Below are 24,154 nucleotides of genomic sequence, written 5' to 3' on the forward strand. Positions count from 1 at the left end.
GTCCAGTTATGATAGTGAAAAAATAAAAGCCTTTGTCGACATGATTGCTCCATCAGTCATCAAATTTAACGTGGACCATTTTATCTGCGGTAACACATTTCGCTGTGTTTGGGCACTCCGTGAGTATCCGACAAGCACCAATGAGCAAGCAATTCTCAGACATCTGGGAGAGAAAGATGGTGTTACACTGCGTATCTATACAAGACAGGTGACAGCAACTGAAGAAAAGAAAATCATTCATAATGCAGCCAATAAGAACCGCATGCATTCCACAAGCACGAATGACCTTCAACAGACCGTCACAGCCGAAAGCAACCTTCAAGATGTGGTTACCTTGGTATCTACCATGCACCGAAATAGAGAACCATTGCTTCACTGTGCTGTTTATATTGAACTTACTGCTAGTGATATGGATGGCTTAAAGCTCTTGCAGACGGACGTTCTAACTGAGCTTGTAAGGAGCAAATTGAATGTGGATCGGTTGATGCTTAGACAGCAGCAGGGTTTTATGTGTGTTGGACCAACGGGTAGAAATGTGTTCGGCAGTCAGTATGAAAGGGTGCTTCCAGCATCTTCTGTAGCCAACTTATATCCATTCAACTATTCGGGGAAGACCGATAGCAATGGCTTTTATTTAGGCAGAGACAAGTACGGATCCAATGTCATTGTAGATTTTGACAAGAGGGATGATGATAAGACCAATCCTTGTATCCTCATCTTGGGGAACTCCGGGCAGGGCAAGAGTTATCTCTTGAAACTCATTTTGTGCAACATACTGGAATCTGGCAAGAATGTCATCTGCCTTGATCCTGAGCATGAGTATGTGGAGCTCGCTGATAACATCGGTGGATGCTTTGTAGATTTGATGTCTGGTGAGTACATGATTAATCCGCTTGAACCCAAAACATGGGATGAGGGGGGAGCTCCACAAGATAAGGATGCTCCCATTGCTTTTAGACAGGCAACAAAACTTAGTCAGCATATATCATTCTTAAAGGACTTTTTCAGATGCTATAAGGATTTTGATGATAAGCATATTGATGTCATTGAAATTATGCTTGGGAAGCTGTATAGCAAGTGGAACATCAGCGACAATACCAATTTTAAAAGCTTAAGCTCCAATGACTATCCAATCCTTTCAGATCTTTATCAGTTGATTGAAGAAGAATATCAAAACTATGATAAAGGCAAATTTCAACTGTACACGACAGAATTGCTTCAGGAAATACTCCTTGGGCTCCACTCCATGTGTCAGGGGGCTGAAAGTAAATTCTTTAATGGGTACACCAACATCTCATCGAATCGCTTCATAGTGTTTGGTGTGAAAGGGCTGCTTCAAGCGAGTAAAAATGTGAAAAATGCTTTGCTTTTCAATATACTATCCTTCATGAGCGACAAGCTTCTGACGGAAGGAAATACAGCAGCTGGGATTGATGAGCTCTATCTGTTCTTAACCAATCTCACAGCAATTGAATATATCCGAAACTTTATGAAACGTGTACGTAAGAAAGAATCATCGGTTATTCTAAGTTCTCAAAACCTTGAAGATTTCAATATCGAAGGGATTAGAGAACTGACAAAACCGCTGTTTTCCATTCCAGCGCATGCGTTTTTATTTAATGCAGGCAATATCGATAAGCAGTTTTACATGGATACCTTGCAGTTAGAAGAATCAGAGTACAACCTCATTAAGTTCCCTCAACGTGGGGTCTGCTTATATAAGTGTGGGAACGAACGATATAACCTTGCCGTACATGCCCCGGCATATAAAGAAAAACTGTTTGGAAAGGCAGGTGGAAGATAATGAATACCCATAACAATCTAGTGGAACTTAGAAAGAAAAAGGATGAGATCATTGCCGATATGAAAGCTTGCATTACTTATACACCAGATCAAGTAAACGATCTGCTATGCCTAATGGAGCAATATATAAAAGCAGAGACAGAAGAACGGCAAAGGCTTATTGGCCAGATCAGAAGATGCATGGATGGAGAAATCTATGATAATCCTTTCGAGGCGTATTATTGTTATTCAATCGATGACATTGAAAGATTCGACCAGATCCTGAGCAGTTTTATCAATCAAAGTAAGGGCCTTGGCTATAGACAATTGGAACTTGAAACTGAGGTGCAGAATGTAGTAAAACAACTGAATCATTTGAATGCCAGTTGCCTTGACGAGTTAATTGATCCTTACAGAAGAGAAAAGCTGATAAGTCTGTTTGAAGACGTAGGAAAGCTTCTAAAAATTGAGGGCATCAAAGGAACTATCAATAATCACCGAACATGGTAAGGCGGTGACTTCATGGACCTACGAGAGCAGAAGTTTGGAATTGAAATTGAAATGACGGGCATTACAAGACAAAGAGCTGCCGAGGTGCTTTCAGAATATCTTGGCGGCTATACGGATTATGAGGGAGGTGGGTATGGCACTTATACTGTAGCTGATAGTGAAAACAGGAAGTGGAAACTGGTCAGTGATGCCAGCATTCAGTGCCAGAAAAAAGTGGGGAACCGCAAGCAGATTGCCGACCGAGATTACAGTGTTGAACTGGTAAGTCCGATTTGTAGGTATGAGGACATTGAAAAGATTCAGGAGATGATCCGAGTGCTTAGAGAGGCAGGGGCTTTCAGTAACAAATCCTGTGGCATTCATATTCACATCAATGCAGCACCCTTTGAAGCGTATCAGCTCAGAAATTTGGTGAATATTATTGCTTCGAAAGAAGACATGGTCTACCGTGCTTTACAAGTGGATTCACAGAGAGAACGGCGATATTGCAAGAAAATCGATTCAGAGTTTCTCGAAAGCATGAACCGCCATAAGCCTAAAACTATAAGTCAGTTGCAGAACCTTTGGTACAAGGGGAACGATGGCAGCTATCAGCATTATCATGACAGTAGGTATCACTGCCTTAATCTTCATTCTGTCTTTCAAAAGGGAACGATTGAATTCAGAGCGTTTAATGGAGCTCTTCATGCAGGTAAGGCGAAAGCTTATGTTCAGTTCTGCATGGCAATTACAGCCCAAGCTTACAATCAACGCTCAGCGAGTCCTATCAAAACGGTATCAGACAATGAGAAATATACGTTCCGTGTTTGGCTACTTCGCCTTGGTCTTATCGGAGATGAATTTAAAACAGCACGAAAGCATCTGTTAGATCATCTTGAAGGGAACATCGCATGGAAATCCCCAGAACAGGCCATTGCACAGAAAGAAAGGCTTCGAAAGAAAAAGGAGCTAGAGCTCATTGAACCTAGTGAATTAGTAATAAATCAAACAGAATATGTAGTCATTGAAGAAATTCAGCAGGAGGAAGAGTCTCCTGCTTTTTCTATGTCTATGGGAATGTAGGAGGAAAAATGCAGAAAGAAAAACTATATATCGCCTATGGTAGCAATATGAATTTGCCCCAAATGAAACAACGTTGTCCCACAGCAAAACCAGTGGGGACAACTGAAATCAAAGATTACGAACTGCTATTCAGAGGTTCTAAAACGGGTGCTTATGCAACGATAGAGCCAAAGGAAGGTAGCACTGTTCCTGCTATGATTTGGTCTGTTGGTCCCAAGGATGAAATTGCGCTAGACCGATATGAAGGATATCCGAGGTTTTATGACAAGGAAACTGTGGAACTTGAGGTAGATGGTGAGCCTGTGTCGGCTTTTGTCTATGTAATGACAGAAGGTCATTTGCTTGGCATTCCGTCTGATTTTTATTTGAAAACCATTGAAGAAGGCTATCAGGCCGCAGGTTTTGATACGGAAATTCTAGAACGGGCAGTCGAGTATACCAAAGAACGAATGGAATCAGAGCAAGTTGAAGACTACGAACAAGATAATATGTATGGACTCGGGTGGTGGTGATAAAAAATGGCGGATCCTGTTTTAGTGGCTAGAGCTGTGGCGATGGCCCTTAGTGATGAAAGAATTAGAAAAAGTGTTGGGTGGACGATAGTCGCAATACTGTCTCCAATCATTGTGTTAATCGCTATCCTTTGCGGGATGCTTTCTGGGTCTGCAAATCATAACAATACAGCACTTGAACTGTGCTTTCATGGAGGTGTCATAGCAGGGAGTGTGCCAGCAGAGTATCGCGAGCACATCGAGAATATGCGGGGTAGTTTTTCTGTTCTTGATGATGCAATCAAAGAGGTAAATTCAAGTATGGATGGTGGAGATAGTCTGGATTCAACAAGAATCAAGGCTATTTTTTATTCTCTGTATTTCGGCGCCGAGCAGCCATCCCAGGTAAACAGCAAGACATTTGTTGATTGCTTTGTAACTTATGAAGAACGCACAAGGTCGGTGATTGGTAAAGACGGAACAACTCATACTGAAGTTTATACCGTTACAGTTCCAATAAAAGACAAGCCTACCATCGATAAAAATATAGATAAGAAATTGGGCATTACCGTCACAAGTGAAAATATAGCAAACGCAACAGAAATCTATTATCGGATATTGTACGAAAAACCTGCGCCTACTTACGGTAGTGAATTTGACGATTTTATAAACGGAATTGCAGTTTCAACGGAGCCTTTCATTGGTGAGGATGGGTTCTGTTCGCCTGTCGGTGTTAATTGGAGGAGTACTGTGACGAGCGAATTTGGATATCGAGCGGATCCTTTTACTAAAAAGAAAAAAGGGCATGGTGGTATAGATTTGGGGATGCCCAAAGGAACACCTGTCTACTCGGCTCTAAGCGGTACTGTCATGTTGGTGAGGTACTCAACCTCTGGATATGGCTATCATGTCGTTGTTGATCATGGTGGTGGCGTTATCACTTTGTACGGACATTGCTCGAAAATACTTGTTAGTGAGGGAGAACCAGTAACTGTAGGACAAGAGATTGCCAAGGTCGGCTCTACCGGAAGAAGTACAGGAAACCATCTACATTTTGAAATCAGAGTAGGTGGTGAAAAACAAGACCCAAGAAATTATTTACCCTAGAAAGGACGTGTAGAAATGCTAAAAACAAATGCTATATTTTCTAGAAAAGTAAGCGAACTAGAAACACAGCCATGTGTGATTCAAGCTATACAGCTGATGAACCAGAGTGAATATGATGAGCTTTCAAAAGGATTACTAAGGGATAGGCCATTTATTTCAGACAGAAAAGAAGATATGTTCACAGACCCCTCTGGACAAACTCACTGTCTGCTTGCACTAAATGAAGAAAGTGGTGACGGGATTTTGATTGATAGCAGCGGCTATAACTACGCAAGATACATCAGTTTTATGCCAAACATTAAGGCGTACATCGATCAGCAAATCTCTCAAGTAGCAGATCAAATACTACAGGAGGCTGCCGAAAATACATCGAATGGGAGTTGGATTGTGTACTTTGAAGAAATCGCTGAACAGCACAGCCTTAATGTGAAACCAAATAACGGAATCGGTACTTTGCTTGTGAACGAGCTTCAGGGCAGAGAAGAAATGGCGGAAATTAACTTGGAGGAGGATTGCCTTGATATGACGCTATACCTCGACTTCTGCAAGAATATCAATCCATCTGAGCTAGAACAAAACATGGGAATGTAGGGAGGACTACGATGATGAAAAACGAAAATACGATTAAGGTACTGAAAATTGAACCCGGGAAAATGCCTTATGAAAAAGAAATGGTCAATGACCTTGAAGGGATTCAAGCTGAAGTAGAAGGTATGTTTGAATGTGTTTATCTGGATCACAACTGCATCGCCGTTGTGAATGAAGAAGGAAAATTGAATGGAATGGAGCTGAATCGAAGGATTGGTAATGACATTATTGCCGGTCCTTTTTTCATTTGTGGCGATAGCGATGATGGTGAGTTTATTTCATTAACAGATGAGCAGATGGATGTATTCGCTAGTGAATTTAAGGATGCCCCTGTATTTACTGGTGATGAGCCAGAGGCTCAACCGAGAATGATTGTTACTAGTTTCAACTATTAGGAGGTGCAAATCATGAGTATAACAACAGAAAAAACAACGCTTCAGGTGAGCTTTCCAAAAGAAAAGTTGGAGGCGCTCAAGTTTTATATGGACGAAAAGGATACCACTGTTGAAAAAGAATTGCAGGGTCATATCAAAAGTATTTATGAAAAATATGTACCTGCAGCGACAAGAAGATACCTTGATCGAAACGATCCTGCGGAAGGTCTGCAAACTGAAGTCAGAGTTGAAGCAGAGGAACAACCGCAAGAAATAACTGCGCCAACGCCTTCTACACGTGGCAGAAGACGTAACGCCAGAGAACAAAATGAGGAAATTGTCGAAGTAAATCAATTGGTTGAATCCGAGAGTGCTGATGAAAATCAGGAGCAAGGTGAAGAACAATCACAAGGGATGAGCATGTCGATGTAGGCTTTTCTAAACTTTAAATTGCGACTTTTGATCATGAAAAATCAAATATGGAGGACTACGAATATGAAAAAAGAAACAATTGCTATCAGCCTTGAAGCTGAAAAACTGAGAGCTATTAAGAAGTATATGGAGAAAAAGGAGGCCGATTTGCAGGCAGAGATGGCAGATCAGTTACAGAAGCTTTATGAGAAATACGTGCCAGCCAATGTAAGAGAGTACATTGACGAGCGAGAAGAGGAGGAAATCGCGCCGGAGAAGACAAAAAAAGTGATCAAAACAACTACTCAGCCGAGATCCATTCCAACATCTCATGAAGGGCAGTAGTTAATCGGGTTTTTGAGCCGCCATTTGCCCCTGTGTGCAATTCTTTGGCATGGAGTGGAGTAACACTACCCCCTGCTGATATTTTGGCGAAATTTGAGCCGAATCTAGCAGTTTTTAAAACCCAGGAATGAGGCGGTAATTGAATGTGAAATCAGGCGAGAATTGGTGCTGATTCTATTTATGATTCTGGTGCAGGATAAAGAGAGGTGGTCGCACAGCGCCACCTCTCACCCACATCGCCCGGCAGTGCCGAGCGTTCAAAGATTTACGATAGGTGGTCAGAATCGCGTAAATGGGACAAATAGGTGGTCAGATACGGAATGAATGCCCATATTGCAGGGTATTTCAGGTGGTCAATTGTGTGGACAAGATTGGTAAATGACGATATGGAGGTGGTGTGATTGAGTCCATTACAGAATAAAACCAAGAGCAGAACGGCAGTGTGGCTTTATCCTGAGACAATGAAGCGCATGGATGACATGCTGGAAAAGGACAACGTGAAAAATCGGAGTGAGTTCATCGAAAAGGCTTTGCAGTTTTATATGAGCTACCTTAACAGTGAAGGTTTAACGGAATACTTGTCCAAGGTAATCGTCTCAGCAATGCAGGGGCTACTTAGAGAAACGGAAAGCAGACACTCCGGAAACCTATTCAGGCTTTCCGTTGAAATGTCCATGATGATGAATATTCTGGCTGCGGGGCTTGAGATTAGCGATGAAGATTTAAGAAAACTCCGTGGACGATGTGTCAATGAAGTGAAAAAGACAAAAGGTAAAATCAGCATGGAAGAAGCGGTGAAGTTTCAGCAGGGATTCGAAGAATAACGCATGAAGGGAAGGTGACCTATGCCAAGGATCGTATTGAAATGTCCGTACTTAAAAGGAGGCACAAAAAAGTCGGCTGCTCATCTTTCCAATCTTGTAACCTACATGGCGACTCGAAGCGGTGTTGAAAAGTTACCAAAGGAAAGGAGAAGTCTTCCTTCAACATTGAAACAGGGGGATTTGATTCAGCAGATTATTAATGAATTCCCAGAAGCCAAGAAACTATTTGAGTATGAAGATTACATTGAAAGCAAAACAGTAGAAAACGCATCTGAGTTTATCACAATTGCACTTGAGCAAAACATGGATAAAATCGGTCAGCGAGAAAACTACGTGGATTATATCGCCAACCGTCTAAGGGTACAGCGAATGGGGACTCACGGTTTATTCACCGATGGGGATGATGAAATTGTCCTAAGTAGAATTGCAGAAGAGGTTGGCAATCATCCTGGCAACATCTGGATTCCTATCATTTCACTCAGAAGAGAGGATGCGATCCGTACAGGATTTGATAAAGCCGAAGCTTGGCATAACATGCTTTCCTATTTCACCCCGGAACTTGCGGAGGCGATGAAAATACCGATTCAGAATTTTAGGTGGTACGCTGCATTTCATAATGAGAGTCATCATCCTCATGTTCATATGGTCTGCTACTCAACAGAACCAAATGAAGGGTTTCTTACGAAAAAGGGAATCGAGCAAATGAAGTCCGGACTTGCCAAAAACATCTTCAAAAGTGAATTGCAGGAGATATATGCTCAGCAGATGGAGAGACGGGATCAACTAAAACGTGAGAGTAACGAAGCACTGCTTAAGCTGATCGGTGAAATGAAAACAGGACATGCTCAGAATCCCAAAATCGAAGCGCTATTCTTGGAGCTATCAGAAAAACTAAAGCGTTCAAACGGTAAGAAAGTCTACGGTTATTTGCAGCCAAGCTTAAAAGCGCTTGTTGATGAATTGATTGACGAGCTTTCAAAAGAAGACGTTGTGGCGAAAGCATATGCGCTATGGTACGAGATGCGAGAAGAGGTACTCCATAGTTACATGGATGATCTCCCATACCGGCTTCCGCTTTCAGAGCGAAAAGAATTCAAATCCATCAAGAACATGATCATTGCGGAGGCAAATCAGTTTTCGGTTGAGTCATTTGAGTTTGCGGAGATGACTGTAATTGAAGATTCATTCAATGATGAAATTCCAGAGCCTCATGGATATGAAGTGGGTGAAGAGTTCAATGGCTTTGACTATGAGCAGGATGAAGTACAGAGTAGAAATGTTTTGAATGAAAATGCACAAGAATTTTTTGTGGATTGGACTGATTCATATAAGATGGCTCGAGAACTTTTAGTTGGGACAGAAGACATTCCACAAGATTTTGAGATGGCGCAAATTAAGCTAGAGCAAGAAGCAGAAACGGGAAATGTGCTTGCGATTTATGACTTAGGAAGAATCTATTATTTGGGCCTTGGCGTGGAGAAGAATTCGGATGCTGCAGATGAATACTATGTCAAAGCTTTTGCAGGATTTCAACAAGTAGAATCGAGCAAGCCATGGAAGTACACAGAGTACCGCATTGGCAAAATGCATGCAGCAGGACAGGGCACGGATCAAGATTATCAAAAGGCAGCAGAATGGTTTCAGTTATCAGCAGAGAAAAAATACAAGTATGCTCAATATTCCCTTGGAACACTGTATCAGCGAGGACAAGGCGTCGAGCAAGATTTAGATAAAGCTTTTGAACTGTATCTGAAGTCCGCAAAGCAAGGATTTCCCTATGCGAATTTTGAAGTGGCCAAGATGTACCGGGATGGTATTGGAACTGACAAAGATGAAACAAAAGCGAGACAGTATTTTCAAAGAGCCTTTAAAGGGTTCGAAAGTTTAGAGCAAACTGGCAAGGATGATAAAATCAAGTACCGTTTGGGGTGGATGCTCCAAAACGGTGTTGGTACAGAGCCAGATTTAATAAGGGCAAAAGATTACTATAAGAAATCAGCAAAGATGGGCAATGTCTTATCAAGCTTCGCACTTGCCAAGATGGTTCTTAAAGAAGAAACGCCTGACCCAGATGAATTGAAAAAGGCGATAGCGTTTCTGCAATCAGTGGCTGATCGTGATGATGTTTCTTTGAAAGACATCAAGAACTCAGCCGCCTATTTACTGGGGAAGCTTTTTATTGAAGATAAGGTTGTGGCTAAAAATATAGCCCATGCAATTCGTTACTTTGAGACATCGAATGAGTATGGCAACCAGTGGGCGAGCTATCAGCTTGGGAAACTGTATTTGCACGAAAAGGAGATGCCCCAAAACATTGAAAAAGCAATTCAATATCTAACGAGCTCTGCGGAAGTTGGCAATCCTTTCTCACAGTATCTTTTAGGGAAGACCTATTTGCTTGGAAAAGATGTGGCGAAGGATAAAGAACAAGCAATTAAATGGCTGAGCCTTTCTGCAGAACAGGGAAATGAATATGCAATGTTCTTTCTTGATAACATCGATAAGTTCAGAGATCCTTCAGTGGCGTTTGTTATATCCCGTTTGCTGAAACACATGAGTAAGATATTCGAAGAAAATAGCATGCCTTTCAGAAACTCAAATGGTATGAAAATTGACAGCAAGCTGCTCAGAAAGTTGAAGGAGAAGAAGGTGGCTCAAGGGCATAAACAAGATGAGCAAAACTATTTACTATAAATAGAATAGCAAAGATGTATTTGTTTTCAATTAACACAATATGGTAAAATAAAAAGGTGGGTTTATATATGCTCAATACAACAAATAGATTTTATGCCATAGAGTTAATGGAGGGATACACATGATTTCAGATAAGCAGTTTGATGATGCTTTTACAGCAGCAGGCGGTTGGTTTGTTGCTATGTACTATGAATTGGTTGCAGATTGGAAGGGCAGCAAAGATGACTTGATAGACAGAATTTATCAAGATGGAACTGATGCCAAACGAACTGGTACAAGTACAAGGGTTTCATCGCTAATGAGGATTATTGACAATCAAAGAGGACATGAAGCATTGGAAAAAGTGAAGGAATCTTCTAGAATAGCTAAACAAAATCCGGAAGCAGTAAAAACTGCGAAAAGAATAATCGCTGAGCGATTTTAATAAACATGAAGACAAATCAAAGATGATATCTATCACATACAGCCTTTCATTATGAGGGGCTGTTTTTATTTCGCATTAATGAATAGCAAATGAGAGGAGAGTCCTTATGAAGAAATCTCAATATTTATATTCAAACAATAATTCTAAGAAACCACCAAATAAAAATATCAATCCTTACATGAAACGCCGTCCGGTTAAAAGGACGGCGTTTCATCGTATAGGAAGTAGAAAACAGTAGGAGGAACGCCATGGGGACATACATTCATTTTACTGATGAACAAAAGCTAAGAGCCAATAGCGTGGATCTTACCGTGTTTCTAAAATTGCATGGTGAAACACTACTCCCTTCTGGAAGAGAAAAGCGTCTTCAAAGCAATCACAGCATAACCGTGCGAGGCAATGAATGGTTCGACCACGCAACGAAGGAAGGTGGTCTTGCTATTGATTTCGTCCAAAACTACTACGGCAAATCATTTCCTGATGCCGTTATGATGCTTTTGAATGGTGAGCAAGGTGCACCCTATGCCATGGCAAAAGACCGGGTAGAATCCAGAAAGCCCTTTGCACTGCCGCCGAGCAACAATGACATGCGAAGAGTATTTGCATACCTGATAAAGCATCGACTGATAGATCGTGAAGTGGTGAACTTTTTCGCCAGAGAAAAACTCATCTATGAAAGTAAGGAGCCTTCTGCAGATGAATCAAAGGAATATCATAATGCCATTTTTGTTGGCTACGATGAAAATGGAGTGGCACGCCATGCACATAAAAGAGGTCTCTACACGGAAGGGAAAGGCTTTAAAGGAAACATAGATAATAGTAATCCGTGCTATAGCTTTCATTATATGGGGAGTAGTGATCGATTGTATGTGTTTGAAGCGCCAATCGACCTGCTGTCCTTTATCACAGTCCGTAAGAATTCAGACTGGAAGAAGCATAGTTACCTTGCCCTTTGTGGAATATCCGAGCAATCCATTTTTAAATCCATTGAGAACAATGCGGAACTAGCCCATGTGGTTTTGTGTTTGGATCATGATTCAGCTGGCATTGAAGCCAGCGAGAAAATTGAAGATATGCTAGCTGAGAGAAATCTAAGCTGTAGTAGGTTAGTACCTTGCTTTAAAGACTGGAATGAAGATTTAAAGGCAGCACATAACCGCACTGCTATTCCAGCTGAAGAACATCCTCAGCACCAATTCAAAAATGAGCTTTGCGAAGAAATCTTGCTAATCGTTAAAGATATGAATACCACACAAATCGAATATTCAGATGGGGAGCAGATACTGAAACAAGTTCGGAACCAAAATGAGCATCCGGCTGAAGCTATGAAGTTAGCAACAGCCGTTTTTTTATGTCTAGCACTGAGAGAATATCGGCAATTAGGCAATCAGATGGCTGTAGAAGAAATCGTTCAAAGAATGAGTGAGCAGTTCCGTGCATATCAAAATCGGAGCCGCTGGGATCCGAAACTTACAGAAGCAGTTGAACTGTTTTCTAAAATTGAAAAGCCGGCAACAATCATAGGCGAAGTAGAAAAGATAAACTGTGCTAATGGGTACTTTGGCGTAGCGTTAGAACTCTTGAAAGCCACAATTAAGTTAGAACTCCATGAGCATAAGCAGGCGCAAGCAGCAGTTTTAAAAATGGCATGATTGGATGAGGCATGGGAATTCCTGTGCCTCTATGTACTGAAAGGAAGTGAAAAATGAGTTCACAAGTTTATATGTTAATCGCAGCTGCTGCAATTATGTTCTCCGTTATCGGCGGGCTGTCATTACTTGCCCATTACTATACCTTGAACGGAATCAAATCGAAAACTGTAGGGGATGGACAGCATGGTGTCGCAAGATTTGCAACAAAGAAGGAAATAGAAAATACCTATCATCACATTCCTTTCAAGGTGAAGGAGTGGAGGCAAGGCATTAACCTGCCAGTTGATGAAAGAGGCAATCCGATACAAGGGCTTATAGTTGGGTGCAAAGGATCAAACAACATAGTGACAAGCATTGTGGATCCTGGAGATGTCCACTGTTTAATGATTGGTGCAGCAGGCGTTGGTAAGACGGCATATTTTCTATATCCGAATCTAGAATATGCCTGTGTCAGTGGAATGTCGTTTATCACAACTGACACCAAGGGCGATCTTGCCAGAAATTATGGAATGATTGCGAAAGAAAACTATGGCTACAATATCGCAGTCATTGATTTGCGTAATCCAACCAGAAGTGATGGGAATAACCTGCTCCATCTGGTCAACAAGTACATGGATTTGCATCGAATGGATAGTAGCAATTACTCAGCGAAAGCAAAAGCAGAGAAATATGCAAAAATCATTTCCAAAACGATTATTTCAACCGATGGAAATAATGCTGCAATGGGGCAGAATGCATTCTTCTATGATGCAGCAGAGGGGCTACTTACATCAGTGATTCTTCTAATTGCAGAATTTCTCCCACCAACCGTTGAAGACGGCAAGAAGATAGATAAACGGCATATCATTTCAGTCTTTAAAATGGTACAAGACCTCATGGCACCGAGCAAGATCAAAGGAAAGAGTCAATTTCAGCTCTTGATGGATAAGCTACCACCGACTCATAAGGCAAAGTGGTTTGCTGGGGCAGCTCTCAATTCTGCTGAACAAGCTATGGCATCTGTACTCTCAACGGTACTGTCGCGGCTCAATGCTTTTCTGGATTCCGAGATGGAACAGATTCTTTGTTTTGATACGGCGATTGATGCGGAAACTTTCTGTAACGAGAAATCAGCAATCTTTCTCATTCTCCCGGAGGAAGATAACACAAAGTACTTTATGGTGTCGCTATTCTTACAACAGTTTTACCGAGAAATGCTTACTGTGGCAGATGAGAACGGTGGTAAGCTCCCAAGTAGAGTGATGATATACGCAGATGAAATTGGGACCATCCCAAAGATTGAGTCTTTTGAGATGATGCTGTCTGCTGGTAGGTCGAGACGGATATCGGTGATTCCAATTATTCAGTCATTCGCTCAGCTCGATAGAAACTATGGAAAAGAAGGCAGTCAAATCATAACAGATAACTGTCAGCTTACCATCTTCGGTGGCTTTGCTCCCAACTCTGAAACTGCACAGGTACTCTCTAAGGCTCTTGGCAGCAGAACTGTGATGAGTGGCAGCATTAGTCGAGGAAAGAATGATCCGTCTCAGAGTCTACAGATGATAGAAAGACCACTACTAACAGCGGATGAATTAAAGGCATTACCCAAAGGAAACTTTGTTGTTATGAAAACGGGTGTACATCCGATGAAAACAAAGCTGAAACTCTTCTTGGACTGGGGAATAACATTTGAAAAGATATATGAAACCGAGGAGAAGTCCCATCGTAAAGTGTACTACGCTGATAAAGAGGAGCTTGAAGAAAATATAGTGAGACATACTATGGCTCTTGATGTGGATGATGAAGTGACTGATGACGAAACTACTGAAACCGGCAAGCGGGGTGGAATGCTCCATTCTCCTGCGATGGATTCAAGTGATGAATCAGCCGTGAAACGAAAAGCAATTATTAGAACATAGGGAGGTGAAGCGGTTGAGTTTCTTTGGGAATCTATACCGAGAAGAAATACCCTCTAGAGCCAAAGCAGTATATATGTATTTGAAAGACAGAAGCAATGCAGAAGGCGAATGTTGGCCAGCCATAAAAACCATTGCTAGAGATACTTCAATGTCAGTCAGTACAGTAAAACGAGCTTTAAATGATTTGTTGAAGTGTGGATTGCTTCGTAAGGAATGCCGCTATAGGGAGAATGGCAGCAATTCTTCAAATCGATATTTTATAAAATAGCAGTATGCCGGTCGTGAAATAAGTATAGTTTTCCACCAAGGGGGAACTATGCTTTTTTCGTGGACTGAGCTGGGGTTCATGATGGACTGACAAGAAGGACTCACTTGAAGAATTAATTTAACATCAGAGAAAGAACAATTATAAAGGCAGAGTACTAGATGATTAATGCTATAGCGCAGCAAAGCACCGTTCAATAGGTTGTTTGTTACTTGCTTATTCATGATACTTTTTTCGAGATATTGAACGATTGTATTGAAAGACTATAACGTTATTGATATAATTAACTTGGTAGTATTTGTATGACCAAATGTAGCTGTATGGCTTTCACAAAATTTGTTAGCTGTGAAGAGGTGTAAATATGGGCGTAAGCTATAAACGACTTTGGAAATTAATAATTGATAAGGACATGACGAATGTCGAAGTGAGAAAAGCAGCGAAGATAAGTCCTGCTACATTTACAAAACTAAAAAAGAATGAGATTGTATCTCTCGATGTATTGCTCAAGATTTGTCAAATACTTGACTGTGATATCGGAGATATTGTTGAAGCCGTTAAAAGTGTAGATTAGTGTCCGTTTTATAGGACAAGCAATTTGATATATTTATAGTGGTATCATGCGGAGGGTGAACTATGGAGAAGTACAGTTCTGGTCTTGTGTCAGAATCCTTTTGGTTTATAGAATTCAGGAAAATCATTAAACTCAAACACGAAGGAAAGTCATGGGATGAAATTAAAGACTTATGTTTAACGGATAATCTGCTTGGTATTTCCAAGGAGTATCGAGCTAAGCGGAATTATGGATATCTCAAAAACAGAATAGATGCGCTTGATACAGGTTTGATTGAAGTTTTCATTCACGCAGACTTGAACACGCAGAAGATCATCAATCTGATTGCCATTGCAAAAAAAAATAGGCTGTTCTTTGAGTTCCTTTATGAGGTCTATCGCGAAAAAGTGCAGATGGGAGCACCTGAGCTTACTGAGAGTGATATTAATATCTTCTATAAAAACAAACAAAGTCAAGATGACGATGTGAGTATGTGGACGGATGTTACACTCCGAAGGCTAAGAAGCACATACATGAATTTTTTGACTGATGCTGGGCTTCTAACTGTTAGTAGCAAAGAGAAAAAAATAACACCTCCAATTCTTGATATAACGCTTGAAAATTACCTGAAAGATAACGGTGATAATCAAATGATTAAAGCCATTACGGGGGTGAGCTAATGATAGAACTGGAAAACAGATTGAATAAACTCGAGGAAAAGATTAAGCAGCCGAATTTCAGAAAAAACAAAGGATTAGGAAATGAAGTTGGTTATTATGTGTTTGATTATCCAGCGGAATATGAGCTGTTGGTACGGGAGCGGATCGAGTACCTTGCTTCAAAGTATGAAAACGATAATCATGATTTCCGGATTGTTGTCTTTGACTTATATGACATCATAATCGACAATCTGATAAGAGAAGGCTTTTTAGACATATGTATGGACTTTGAGAAAACAAAAGGGTTTTCTGAAATAACCAAGGCAGTTAATGAAATGTTGAGAATGGAAGAGGATAATCAGAGTAATGAAATCTTGGCACATATTAAGAACAACACACCAAGCAATTCCATTGTGTTCTTAAAAGGGGTAGGAAAGTGCTTCCCAATGCTACGATCACATAAGATTTTGAATAACTTGCATCAATTCATAGATGATGTACCGGTTATTATGTTTTTCCCTGGAAAGTATGATGGTCAATCCTTAATGCTTTTCTCAGAAATCAAAGATGATAATTACTACAGAGCATTCAAGCTCGTAGATTAAGGGGTAGAAGACTATGTATGTAAAAAATATGTTTGCAAAAGCAATTGATAGGGATATTAAAGGTGTTATCAAAGTTGGACAAGGCGATGATGAAAACGTCAGACAGGAGCTTGAGGAATATGTTGTTACCAGAGAATTGCAGAAGCATTTTGCTGACTTTTTCTCAAGCTATAAGAAGGGAATAACAGGCAATACCGACAAGATGGGAGTATGGATTTCAGGCTTCTTTGGAAGTGGTAAATCTCATTTCTTAAAAATATTATCTTACCTATTGGAAAATAGAGTTGTCGATGGGAAGACAGCTCTTGATTATTTCATTGAAGATCGAAAAATTAAGGATGAAATGGTGCTTGCAGATATGAAATTAGCTGCGAACATTTCAAGTGATATCATCCTGTTTAATATAGACTCCAAAAGTGGCATGGCAGATGCACAGAACAACAAAGAAGCCATCCTTTCTGTGTTCCTTAAAGTGTTTAACCAGCATTTAGGGTTCTATGGAGCAAATCCGTTTTTAGCAGATCTGGAAAGGCATTTATCCGATGAAGGCAAGTATGAGGAGTTTAAGAACGTATTTGCTGAAATCAGAGGGAAGGAATGGGAAGCCTCAAGGCATCAGTTCAGATTCGTACAGGATCAGGTTTGCAAAACATTAGTACATATAGGCTATATGAGCATGGAGGCTGCTAAGAATTGGTGTGAAAGCTCTACCGGAGCGTACAACATTGATGTAGCGACCTTTGCAAATATGGTGAAGCATTATATCGACAAGAAGGGAAACAACCATCATGTGGTTTTCCTCGTGGATGAAATCGGTCAGTATATCGGTGAAGACTCAAAGCTGATGTTAAATCTTCAAACGGTTACTGAGGATTTAGGTTCAGCATGTGGTGGTAAGGCATGGGTAGTAGTAACGAGCCAGCAAGACATCGATAGCATAACGAAAACGAAGGGGAATGACTTTTCAAAGATTCAGGGCAGGTTTGATACAAGGCTGTCTCTTTCTTCTGCAAACGTTGACGAAGTAATCCGGAAAAGAATTCTCGAGAAAACAGAGAGTGGAAGGCAAACATTGGGCCTCCTCTATGATGAAAAAGATACGATAATCAAAAACCTGATTATATTTAATGACGGCATTGAAAAGAAGCTCTACTCTGATAGGGTTAATTTCTCTGCAGTTTACCCATTTGTTCCATATCAGTTCAATCTTCTTGCAAGTGTGCTTACATCGATAAGAACCCATGGCGCTAGTGGTAAGCACTTAGCGGAGGGTGAACGGTCCATGCTGGCACTGTTCAAAGAATCTGCTGTTAGAATTATGGACAAGTCAGAAGGAACCATTGTGCCCTTCAATATGTTTTATGACGCTCTTGAGCAGTTCTTGGATCATAGTCACAAGGGTGTTATTATCCGTGCCTACGATAATGAGTATTTAAATCCTGATAAAGCAGAGGATTGCTTCGATGTAAATGTACTAAAGACTTTGTTTATGATTAAGTATGTCAAAGAAGTTGTTGCTAACCTTGAGAACATCACAAGTTTGATGGTCTCAAGTATTGATCAGGATAGAATTGCTCTGAAGAACAAAGTTGAAGAGGCGTTAAAACGCCTTGCAAGACAAACGTTGATTCAGAAAAATGGAGAAATCTATGTGTTCCTTACGGATGAGGAACAAGAAATCAACAGAGAAATTGAAAGTCAGAATGTAGAAATCTCAGAAGTTGTTGGTAAGGTATCGGAATTGATTTTTGATGGGCTTTATGACGAAAAGAAATACCGTTATCCAGCATTTAACGGGCGGTATACTTTTGGGTTCAATCAATTGGTTGATGACAGGCCATATAAGGCAAATCAAAACTTTGATATTTCCTTGAAAATACTGACTCCAAATTATGAGATGGGAACAGATGAAACGACTCTTCGACTGATGAGTGGACAAAGTAAAAGTGTTCTGGTAGTTCTCCCCGATGATAAAGCATTTATTGATGAGATTAGAAGTGCATTGAAAATTGAAAAATACTTAAGACTTAATACATCAAATACAGTATCAAAGTACGAGCAGATCAAGGAAGCGAAGAGAGTGGAGATGCGTGAGAGAAGTGGAAATGCACGAATCTTTCTTGAACAATCTCTTAGAAGCGCTGACATTTATACGAATGGAGATAAACTGACTATTGGTGCAAAGGATATTACTGCTCGCATCAATGAAGCTATGGGCAAGTTAGTTAATACAACTTTCCACAAGCTGTCATATATCGATACTGCAATGGGAGAAGCTAACGTTCGAGCAGTTCTTAAAGGCACAAATAATAGCCAAATTTCACTTGAAGGCACAGTGCAAACACCTAACCGGCTTGCACTCAATGATGTGCTTGATTTCATCAGTATGAATTCAGTAAGACATGCAAAGACTTCGATGAAGGCTATTATGGAGCGTTTTACAAAACCACCGTACGGATTCATTGAAGACGATGTTCAATGGTTGGTAGCCAAGTTATTCAAAGATGGTGATGTTGCTTTCTTTGTGAATAATGATGTGGTTAATCTTCTGACGAAAACTGAGGATGAAGTATACCGCTACCTAAGCCGTAAGGAGTATCTTGAAAAGCTGCTCGCAGAAAAAAGAGAAAGAGCAAACGATAAGCAGAAAAAGGCCGTAAGAGATGTTATGAAGGAACTCTTCAATATCACACCTTCAAGCGATGAAGATGATGCAATCTTGAAGAGCTTTCAGCAGTATGCTTCACACCTGAAGAATGATTTAGAGAAACTTGAAATCCACTATAAAAACGAACCAACCTATCCGGGCAAGAACGTCGTTAAAGAAGGAAAATCGTTGCTCTTAAATTTACTGGACATCCAGTATTCTTCAGAGTTCTTTAGAACAGTGGATGAAAAGCAGGATGTGCTCTTAGACTTTGCTGAATACTACGAACCGATTAAAGCCTTCTTTAAAGGGGATCAAATTGATATTTGGAACCGAAGCCTTAAACTCATTAAAATCTACGATGATAGTAAAACTTTCATTGTTAATGCAGAGATAGAATCTGTCGTGGAAGAAGTTAAAAGCATCATGAAGAAATCTGCTCCATTCGGTGAAATCAGAAAGATTCCTGAGCTGCTGGATCGCTATACGGATCTATATAGTAGTATGCTGACCGAGATGGAGAAGCCAATTTTTGCTGCCATAAAAGAAGCTCGCCAGAGAGTAATTGAGGATCTAGATTCAAAAGAATGCAAAGAATCCTTCTCAAAGAAGGTTGCGGAACGTTTTGATGAGCTATATAAAAAGGCTGAATCTTGCAATAATGTAGCAACACTGCAGAATATTAAAGTTGAAGCAGATGCACTAAAAGTACGTCTGCTAAATGAGATAGGTGAAGAAGAAGCTAGACTTATTGCAGCGAGAAAACCAATAACACCTGTGTTTCCTCCTACTGGTGGTGTAAGTGATTCGCCTGGAACCTACGATTTGCCTAAAGTTAAAAAACAAAAGACGGTGAGTATTAAAACAATCAATACCGAAGCAACATGGAGAATCGAGACTGAAGCAGATGTAGAGCGATATGTAGACGCACTCAAAGCCAAATTGAAGCAACGGATCCAAGACGATATTATTCTAAACGTAGAATTTTAGTGGAGGGGCAACATGAATAAAACAGCTATAAAAAATTTCGCAGTATGGGCAAGACGAAAACTCATTAGCGAAATCACATATAAAGCCGGACTTATTGGTATTACAGAAAAGGGCATCTCGAAACCCCTTTCTATGTCTACCGACAATATTCAGTTTTTTGATATTGGCACTGGAAAACCTACTGAAATATCAGATAATGAAATCAAACAGCGAGAGGCACTAGTTAACCGGATCAAAGATAAAGAGAGTACGTCTGACTACAAAACTGCTTTTCAATTTGTAATTGAAGAAGTAGCGTATACGTGGTTTAACCGTTTGATTGCTATTCGATTTATGGAAGTTAATGACTACTTGCCATCCCGAATTAGGGTACTTTCAAGTGAAACAGCAGGCAAATCTGAACCAGATATGGTAACAACACCATTTGATACAGATATGGTCTTCTCGGCATATGAAAAAGATAGAGTCATGCAGCTCAAACATGAAAATGAACTGGATGAGCTTTTTCGTATGCTCTTTATTAAACAATGTAATAAGTTGAACGAAGTATTGCCTGAGCTGTTTGAAAAGACTGCTGATTACACGGAGCTACTTTTGACTATTGCATTCACTGATAGTGATGGTATAGTCAGTCATTTGGTGAAGGATATTGCTGAGGAAGATTTTACTGAAGCAGTTGAAATTATAGGATGGATGTATCAATACTACAATGAAGAACGGAAAAATGAAGTAATAAATATTTACAAAGGAACCATAAAGAAGGAAGATATTCCTGCAGCAACTCAGCTATTTACGACAGACTGGGTTGTTCGTTATATGGTTGATAATTCATTAGGTCGCTATTGGATTGAAAGAAATCCTCAAAGCAAGCTTAAAGAAAAACTTGAGTATTTTGTTACCCCTAAAGATGGGCAAATTCAATTTGTTAACGAAAAAGTTGCTCCAGAAGAACTCACATTTTTCGATCCTTGTATGGGTAGTGGCCATATACTTGTATATGCTTTCGATGTCTTGATGGAAATCTATCGAGAATGTGGTTTTGTTGATAGGGATGCTGCACAAGCGATAATTGAAAAAAACATATTTGGCTTAGATATTGATAATCGTGCCTACCAACTTTCATATTTCGCTGTGATGATGAAAGCCAGAAGCTATGATAGAAGATTTCTGACAAGAGAAATAGAACCAAATGTTCTGGCAATCAACGAAACAAATAGCTTATCGAGATTCACATGTGATGGTATCACAAATGATAAGGAACAAAATAAAATTGGCGAATACTTAATTGAAGTATATAAGCATGCCAAAGAAATCGGCAGCTTGATTTCTGTTGATAAGCATGATTACAGGTCGTTCATTGAATATCTTGGCAACTGTAGCTTGTCAGGCCAACTCACCCTGGAAAGTGATCACTGGCTTAGAGTTGTTATGCCGGAAATGAAGTGGTTGGCAAAGCAAGCATCATTTATGTCAGAAAAGTATGCCGTTGTATGTACTAATCCACCTTACATGAATAAGTTAGAAGGGCAACTGAAAAAGTTTGTAGTAGGAGAGTACAAGCAATATAGTGGAGATTTATTCTCAGTATTTATCTATAGGAATTTTGAATTCTGCAAACCAAATGGATACTCTGCTTTCATGACACCATTTGTATGGATGTTTATAAAAACATATGAGCAGTTAAGGGGATATATAATTCAGCAGAAGTCAATAACAACACTCGTTCAGATGGAATATTCAGCATTTGAGGAAGCCACGGTTCCAATCTGTTCGTTTGTGTTAAAAAATGGTAACGAAAACACAAAAGGCTTATATTTCAAACTTTCAGAATTCAAAGGTGGAATGGAAATTCAGAGGAAAAAAGTTTTAGATGCAATTAGCAATAAAGATTGTGGTTATTTTTTTGAAACGAGTGAAGTGAATTTTACAAAAATATCAGGAACACCTATAGCTTATTGGGTAGGAAGTAAATTGTTATATGCTTTCGAAACCGGCACAAGACTGGGCGAAATTTCAAAGCCGAGACAAGGGATGGCAACAACAAACAATGAACGTTTTTTGCGTCTATGGCACGAAGTCCATTATTCCAACATTGGATTTGACTTAAATAGTATTGAGGATACTATGGGAGATATAAAATGGTTTCCATACAATAAGGGTGGCGATTTTAGGAAATGGTATGGGAATAATGATTATATTGTTAATTTCAAAGATAAAGGAGCAGAAGTGTGTAAATATATTGATGAAACTTCTGCAGTTAATAGCAAAGGAAGAGTAATTAATAGAGAGCATTATTTTCATGAATGTATATCTTGGTCACTAATATCATCTTCGAGTATAGCATTTAGATATAAACCAAATGGTTTTATATTCGATGTAGCTGGAATGAGTTGCTTTGCAGAAAAAGGTATTCTTTTTTATTTGTTAGGCTTGAGCAATACTAACGTTGTAAGAACTATTATGCAAACATTGGCACCTACGATCAATTATCAGGTAGGTGATATAGCTAACATACCCGTCATAATAAATGATGAGCAAAAGCAAAAGGTAATCGAAATTGTGATGGAAAATATTGCTGTTGAAAAAGAAGAATGGGATTCGTTTGAAAACTCATGGGATTTCACGGTTCATCCATTAGTTCGTTTTAGAAATCACGTAGATAATTCCTTCAAGGACAATCAAGGCATGCTTGAAAGTGCTTTCTTATACTGGGATTCGAAATCCAAAAGCAATTTTGATAAAGTAAAGTATAACGAAGAAGTACTTAATAGCATTTTCATTGAGGTTTACGGATTAGAAAAAGAAATTTCCGCACATGTGGAAGAAAAAGACATTACTCTTCGTAAAGCTGACTTATTAAGAGATGTTAAGAGTTTAATATCGTATTCTGTTGGCTGTATGTTCGGCAGATATTCGCTTGATGGCGATGGAATTGCTTATGCTGGCGGTGAGTGGGAATCAAACAGATACAACACTATTGTTCCGGATAAAGATAATTGTATCCCGATCACTGACGAGGAGTACTTTGCTGATGATATAGTTGGTAGATTTGTTGAGTTTGTTAAATGTGTATATGGTTTGGAGACACTTGAGGAAAACCTTGATTTTATAGCAAAGGCACTTGATAACAAAGGGAATACTTCAAGAGAAATAATTCGTAACTACTTTGTTAAGGACTTCTATAAAGATCATGTGAAGACCTATCAAAAGCGCCCAATATACTGGCTGTATGACAGTGGTAAACAAGATGGATTCAAAGCACTTGTTTACATGCACCGTTACACTGCAGATACAACAGGTATTGTCCGTGTAGACTATCTTCATAAAATGCAGAAAATCTACATGAGTGAAATTGATCGAATGAAAGAAATGGCAGAAAACAGCAATAACACAAGAGAAGTTGCTCAAGCTGAGAAGAGAAGAGAAAAACTTATAAAACAGTTGAAAGAGACAAAAGAATATGATGAGAAAATTGCCCACCTTGCTCTAAGCCGTATAGCGATTGATTTGGATGACGGTGTAAAAGTGAACTACGAAAAAGTTCAAATAGGTCAAGATGGTAAGAAGCTTGATATTCTTACGAAGATTTAGGTGAGCGGATGAAAGAAACATTTATAAATCTGTTAAAAAGTATTGAAACGTTTTTTACGGAATACCAGTTCACCAAAGATTTCCTCATCACATGCTTAGGGGTTATCTTTGGTGGTGGCATAACTATATTGATTAATAGGGGTGCTATTAGAAAAGAAGCATATTTTAAGCTACAATATGAAACCCTAAGCGAACTGATAGATGAAGTTTACCAACTCGAAAAGAGTATTGAACATTTGGAGATTGGATTATCTTTTGGAAACAGAGAAACAGCTACGTTTGAAGATCAAATTTCTTCAATCGAAAAAAGTGCACTGGCACTGAATGAAGCTTTTAGAGAAAAGCGTAATCTGATTCATCAATGCCTGACTGGAGTTATGCTTGAAGAGTCCGCTCATATTCCTGGGACTTTTTTGGGGATTTTTCTTGACAAAGAAAAGGCAAGTCTCACTAACTTTAGAAGGAAGAAAATGTTATTGATTGAGGATGTAGAAAAATTAAGAAATCTCACAATCGATGTAAGAAGATTAAAAAATCAAATGATTGATTCTCTTGAAAGCATAATTTTCCCTGGCTTTTTTTCGAAAGTAATTAGAAATCTAAAGAAAATAAAAGTTGTATGTGGTAATTTGTATGGCATGTGGAAAGTGAATAGAAGAAAAAGTAATAAGTAGTATCTCAT

Annotated in this window: 22 protein-coding genes; all 22 read left to right on the plus strand. The window is 39.5% G+C overall.

The features are described 5' to 3' along the window. Positions 1–40 precede the first annotated feature (40 nt). The 22 genes from AC4PID_RS14395 to AC4PID_RS14500 all read left to right on the plus strand — a co-directional run bounded on the left by AC4PID_RS14395 (position 41) and on the right by AC4PID_RS14500 (position 24,146). Positions 41–1,804 (plus strand): VirB4 family type IV secretion system protein, encoded by a 1,764-nt coding sequence (locus tag AC4PID_RS14395; protein WP_492132687.1) that lies wholly within the window; start codon positions 41–43, stop codon positions 1,802–1,804. After that, positions 1,804–2,292 (plus strand): hypothetical protein, encoded by a 489-nt coding sequence (locus AC4PID_RS14400; protein WP_492132688.1) that lies wholly within the window; start codon positions 1,804–1,806, stop codon positions 2,290–2,292. Before AC4PID_RS14395 ends, AC4PID_RS14400 begins: the two co-directional genes overlap by 1 nt. A gap of 12 nt (positions 2,293–2,304) precedes the next feature. Next, positions 2,305–3,354 (plus strand): amidoligase family protein, encoded by a 1,050-nt coding sequence (locus AC4PID_RS14405; RefSeq protein ID WP_492132689.1) that lies wholly within the window; start codon positions 2,305–2,307, stop codon positions 3,352–3,354. An 8-nt stretch (positions 3,355–3,362) separates the two neighbouring features. Further along, positions 3,363–3,866 carry a gamma-glutamylcyclotransferase family protein gene (locus AC4PID_RS14410; protein WP_492132690.1) on the plus strand — a complete coding sequence of 168 codons (504 nt, stop codon included), beginning with the start codon at positions 3,363–3,365 and terminating at the stop codon, positions 3,864–3,866. A gap of 42 nt (positions 3,867–3,908) precedes the next feature. Next, on the plus strand, positions 3,909–4,952 hold the full coding sequence (locus tag AC4PID_RS14415; protein ID WP_492135389.1) for a M23 family metallopeptidase: 1,044 nt from the start codon (positions 3,909–3,911) through the stop codon (positions 4,950–4,952). Between the two features lie 15 nt (positions 4,953–4,967). Beyond that, positions 4,968–5,543 carry a DUF6329 domain-containing protein gene (locus AC4PID_RS14420; RefSeq protein ID WP_492132691.1) on the plus strand — a complete coding sequence of 192 codons (576 nt, stop codon included), beginning with the start codon at positions 4,968–4,970 and terminating at the stop codon, positions 5,541–5,543. 11 nt (positions 5,544–5,554) lie between these two features. Continuing rightward, positions 5,555–5,935, plus strand: coding sequence for a DUF3846 domain-containing protein (locus AC4PID_RS14425; protein ID WP_492132692.1), 381 nt, complete (start codon positions 5,555–5,557; stop codon positions 5,933–5,935). Positions 5,936–5,947: 12 nt separating this feature from the next. Beyond that, positions 5,948–6,346: a DUF6103 family protein gene (locus AC4PID_RS14430; protein ID WP_492132693.1), complete on the plus strand. Its 399-nt coding sequence runs from the start codon at positions 5,948–5,950 to the stop codon at positions 6,344–6,346. Between the two features lie 63 nt (positions 6,347–6,409). Then, the gene (locus AC4PID_RS14435; protein ID WP_492132694.1) at positions 6,410–6,670 is read left to right on the plus strand and encodes a DUF6103 family protein; all 261 of its coding nucleotides are present in this window, start codon (positions 6,410–6,412) and stop codon (positions 6,668–6,670) included. Positions 6,671–7,071: 401 nt separating this feature from the next. Then, positions 7,072–7,494 carry a hypothetical protein gene (locus AC4PID_RS14440; RefSeq protein WP_492132695.1) on the plus strand — a complete coding sequence of 141 codons (423 nt, stop codon included), beginning with the start codon at positions 7,072–7,074 and terminating at the stop codon, positions 7,492–7,494. Between the two features lie 21 nt (positions 7,495–7,515). Next, positions 7,516–10,188 (plus strand): MobP3 family relaxase, encoded by a 2,673-nt coding sequence (mobP3, locus tag AC4PID_RS14445; RefSeq protein ID WP_492132696.1) that lies wholly within the window; start codon positions 7,516–7,518, stop codon positions 10,186–10,188. A 121-nt stretch (positions 10,189–10,309) separates the two neighbouring features. Further along, positions 10,310–10,612: a hypothetical protein gene (locus AC4PID_RS14450; RefSeq protein WP_492132697.1), complete on the plus strand. Its 303-nt coding sequence runs from the start codon at positions 10,310–10,312 to the stop codon at positions 10,610–10,612. Between the two features lie 106 nt (positions 10,613–10,718). After that, positions 10,719–10,850, plus strand: coding sequence for a hypothetical protein (locus AC4PID_RS14455; protein WP_492132698.1), 132 nt, complete (start codon positions 10,719–10,721; stop codon positions 10,848–10,850). 10 nt (positions 10,851–10,860) lie between these two features. Beyond that, a complete protein-coding gene (locus AC4PID_RS14460; protein ID WP_492132699.1) occupies positions 10,861–12,264 on the plus strand; it encodes a DUF3991 and toprim domain-containing protein in 1,404 nt (467 codons plus the stop codon). 53 nt (positions 12,265–12,317) lie between these two features. Continuing rightward, on the plus strand, positions 12,318–14,165 hold the full coding sequence (locus tag AC4PID_RS14465; RefSeq protein ID WP_492132700.1) for a VirD4-like conjugal transfer protein, CD1115 family: 1,848 nt from the start codon (positions 12,318–12,320) through the stop codon (positions 14,163–14,165). 13 nt (positions 14,166–14,178) lie between these two features. Next, positions 14,179–14,433 (plus strand): helix-turn-helix domain-containing protein, encoded by a 255-nt coding sequence (locus AC4PID_RS14470; protein ID WP_346065882.1) that lies wholly within the window; start codon positions 14,179–14,181, stop codon positions 14,431–14,433. A gap of 358 nt (positions 14,434–14,791) precedes the next feature. Then, entirely contained in the window at positions 14,792–15,001 is a 210-nt protein-coding gene (locus AC4PID_RS14475) for a helix-turn-helix domain-containing protein (RefSeq protein ID WP_013273423.1), read from the plus strand. A 62-nt stretch (positions 15,002–15,063) separates the two neighbouring features. After that, complete coding sequence (locus AC4PID_RS14480) at positions 15,064–15,660, plus strand: DUF1819 family protein (protein ID WP_492132701.1); 597 nt, start codon at positions 15,064–15,066, stop codon at positions 15,658–15,660. Beyond that, the gene (locus AC4PID_RS14485) at positions 15,660–16,244 is read left to right on the plus strand and encodes a DUF1788 domain-containing protein (RefSeq protein ID WP_492132702.1); all 585 of its coding nucleotides are present in this window, start codon (positions 15,660–15,662) and stop codon (positions 16,242–16,244) included. The genes AC4PID_RS14480 and AC4PID_RS14485 overlap by 1 nt, the downstream gene beginning before the upstream one ends. 13 nt (positions 16,245–16,257) lie before the next feature. Beyond that, positions 16,258–19,881, plus strand: a complete 3,624-nt coding sequence (gene brxC, locus AC4PID_RS14490; protein WP_492132703.1) for a BREX system P-loop protein BrxC — start codon at positions 16,258–16,260, stop codon at positions 19,879–19,881. 12 nt (positions 19,882–19,893) lie between these two features. After that, the gene (gene pglX, locus AC4PID_RS14495) at positions 19,894–23,472 is read left to right on the plus strand and encodes a BREX-1 system adenine-specific DNA-methyltransferase PglX (protein WP_492132704.1); all 3,579 of its coding nucleotides are present in this window, start codon (positions 19,894–19,896) and stop codon (positions 23,470–23,472) included. Positions 23,473–23,480: 8 nt separating this feature from the next. After that, positions 23,481–24,146 carry a hypothetical protein gene (locus AC4PID_RS14500; RefSeq protein ID WP_492132705.1) on the plus strand — a complete coding sequence of 222 codons (666 nt, stop codon included), beginning with the start codon at positions 23,481–23,483 and terminating at the stop codon, positions 24,144–24,146. Positions 24,147–24,154 lie beyond the last annotated feature (8 nt).

The organism is Fusibacter sp. QWL-12 (assembly GCF_058683495.1).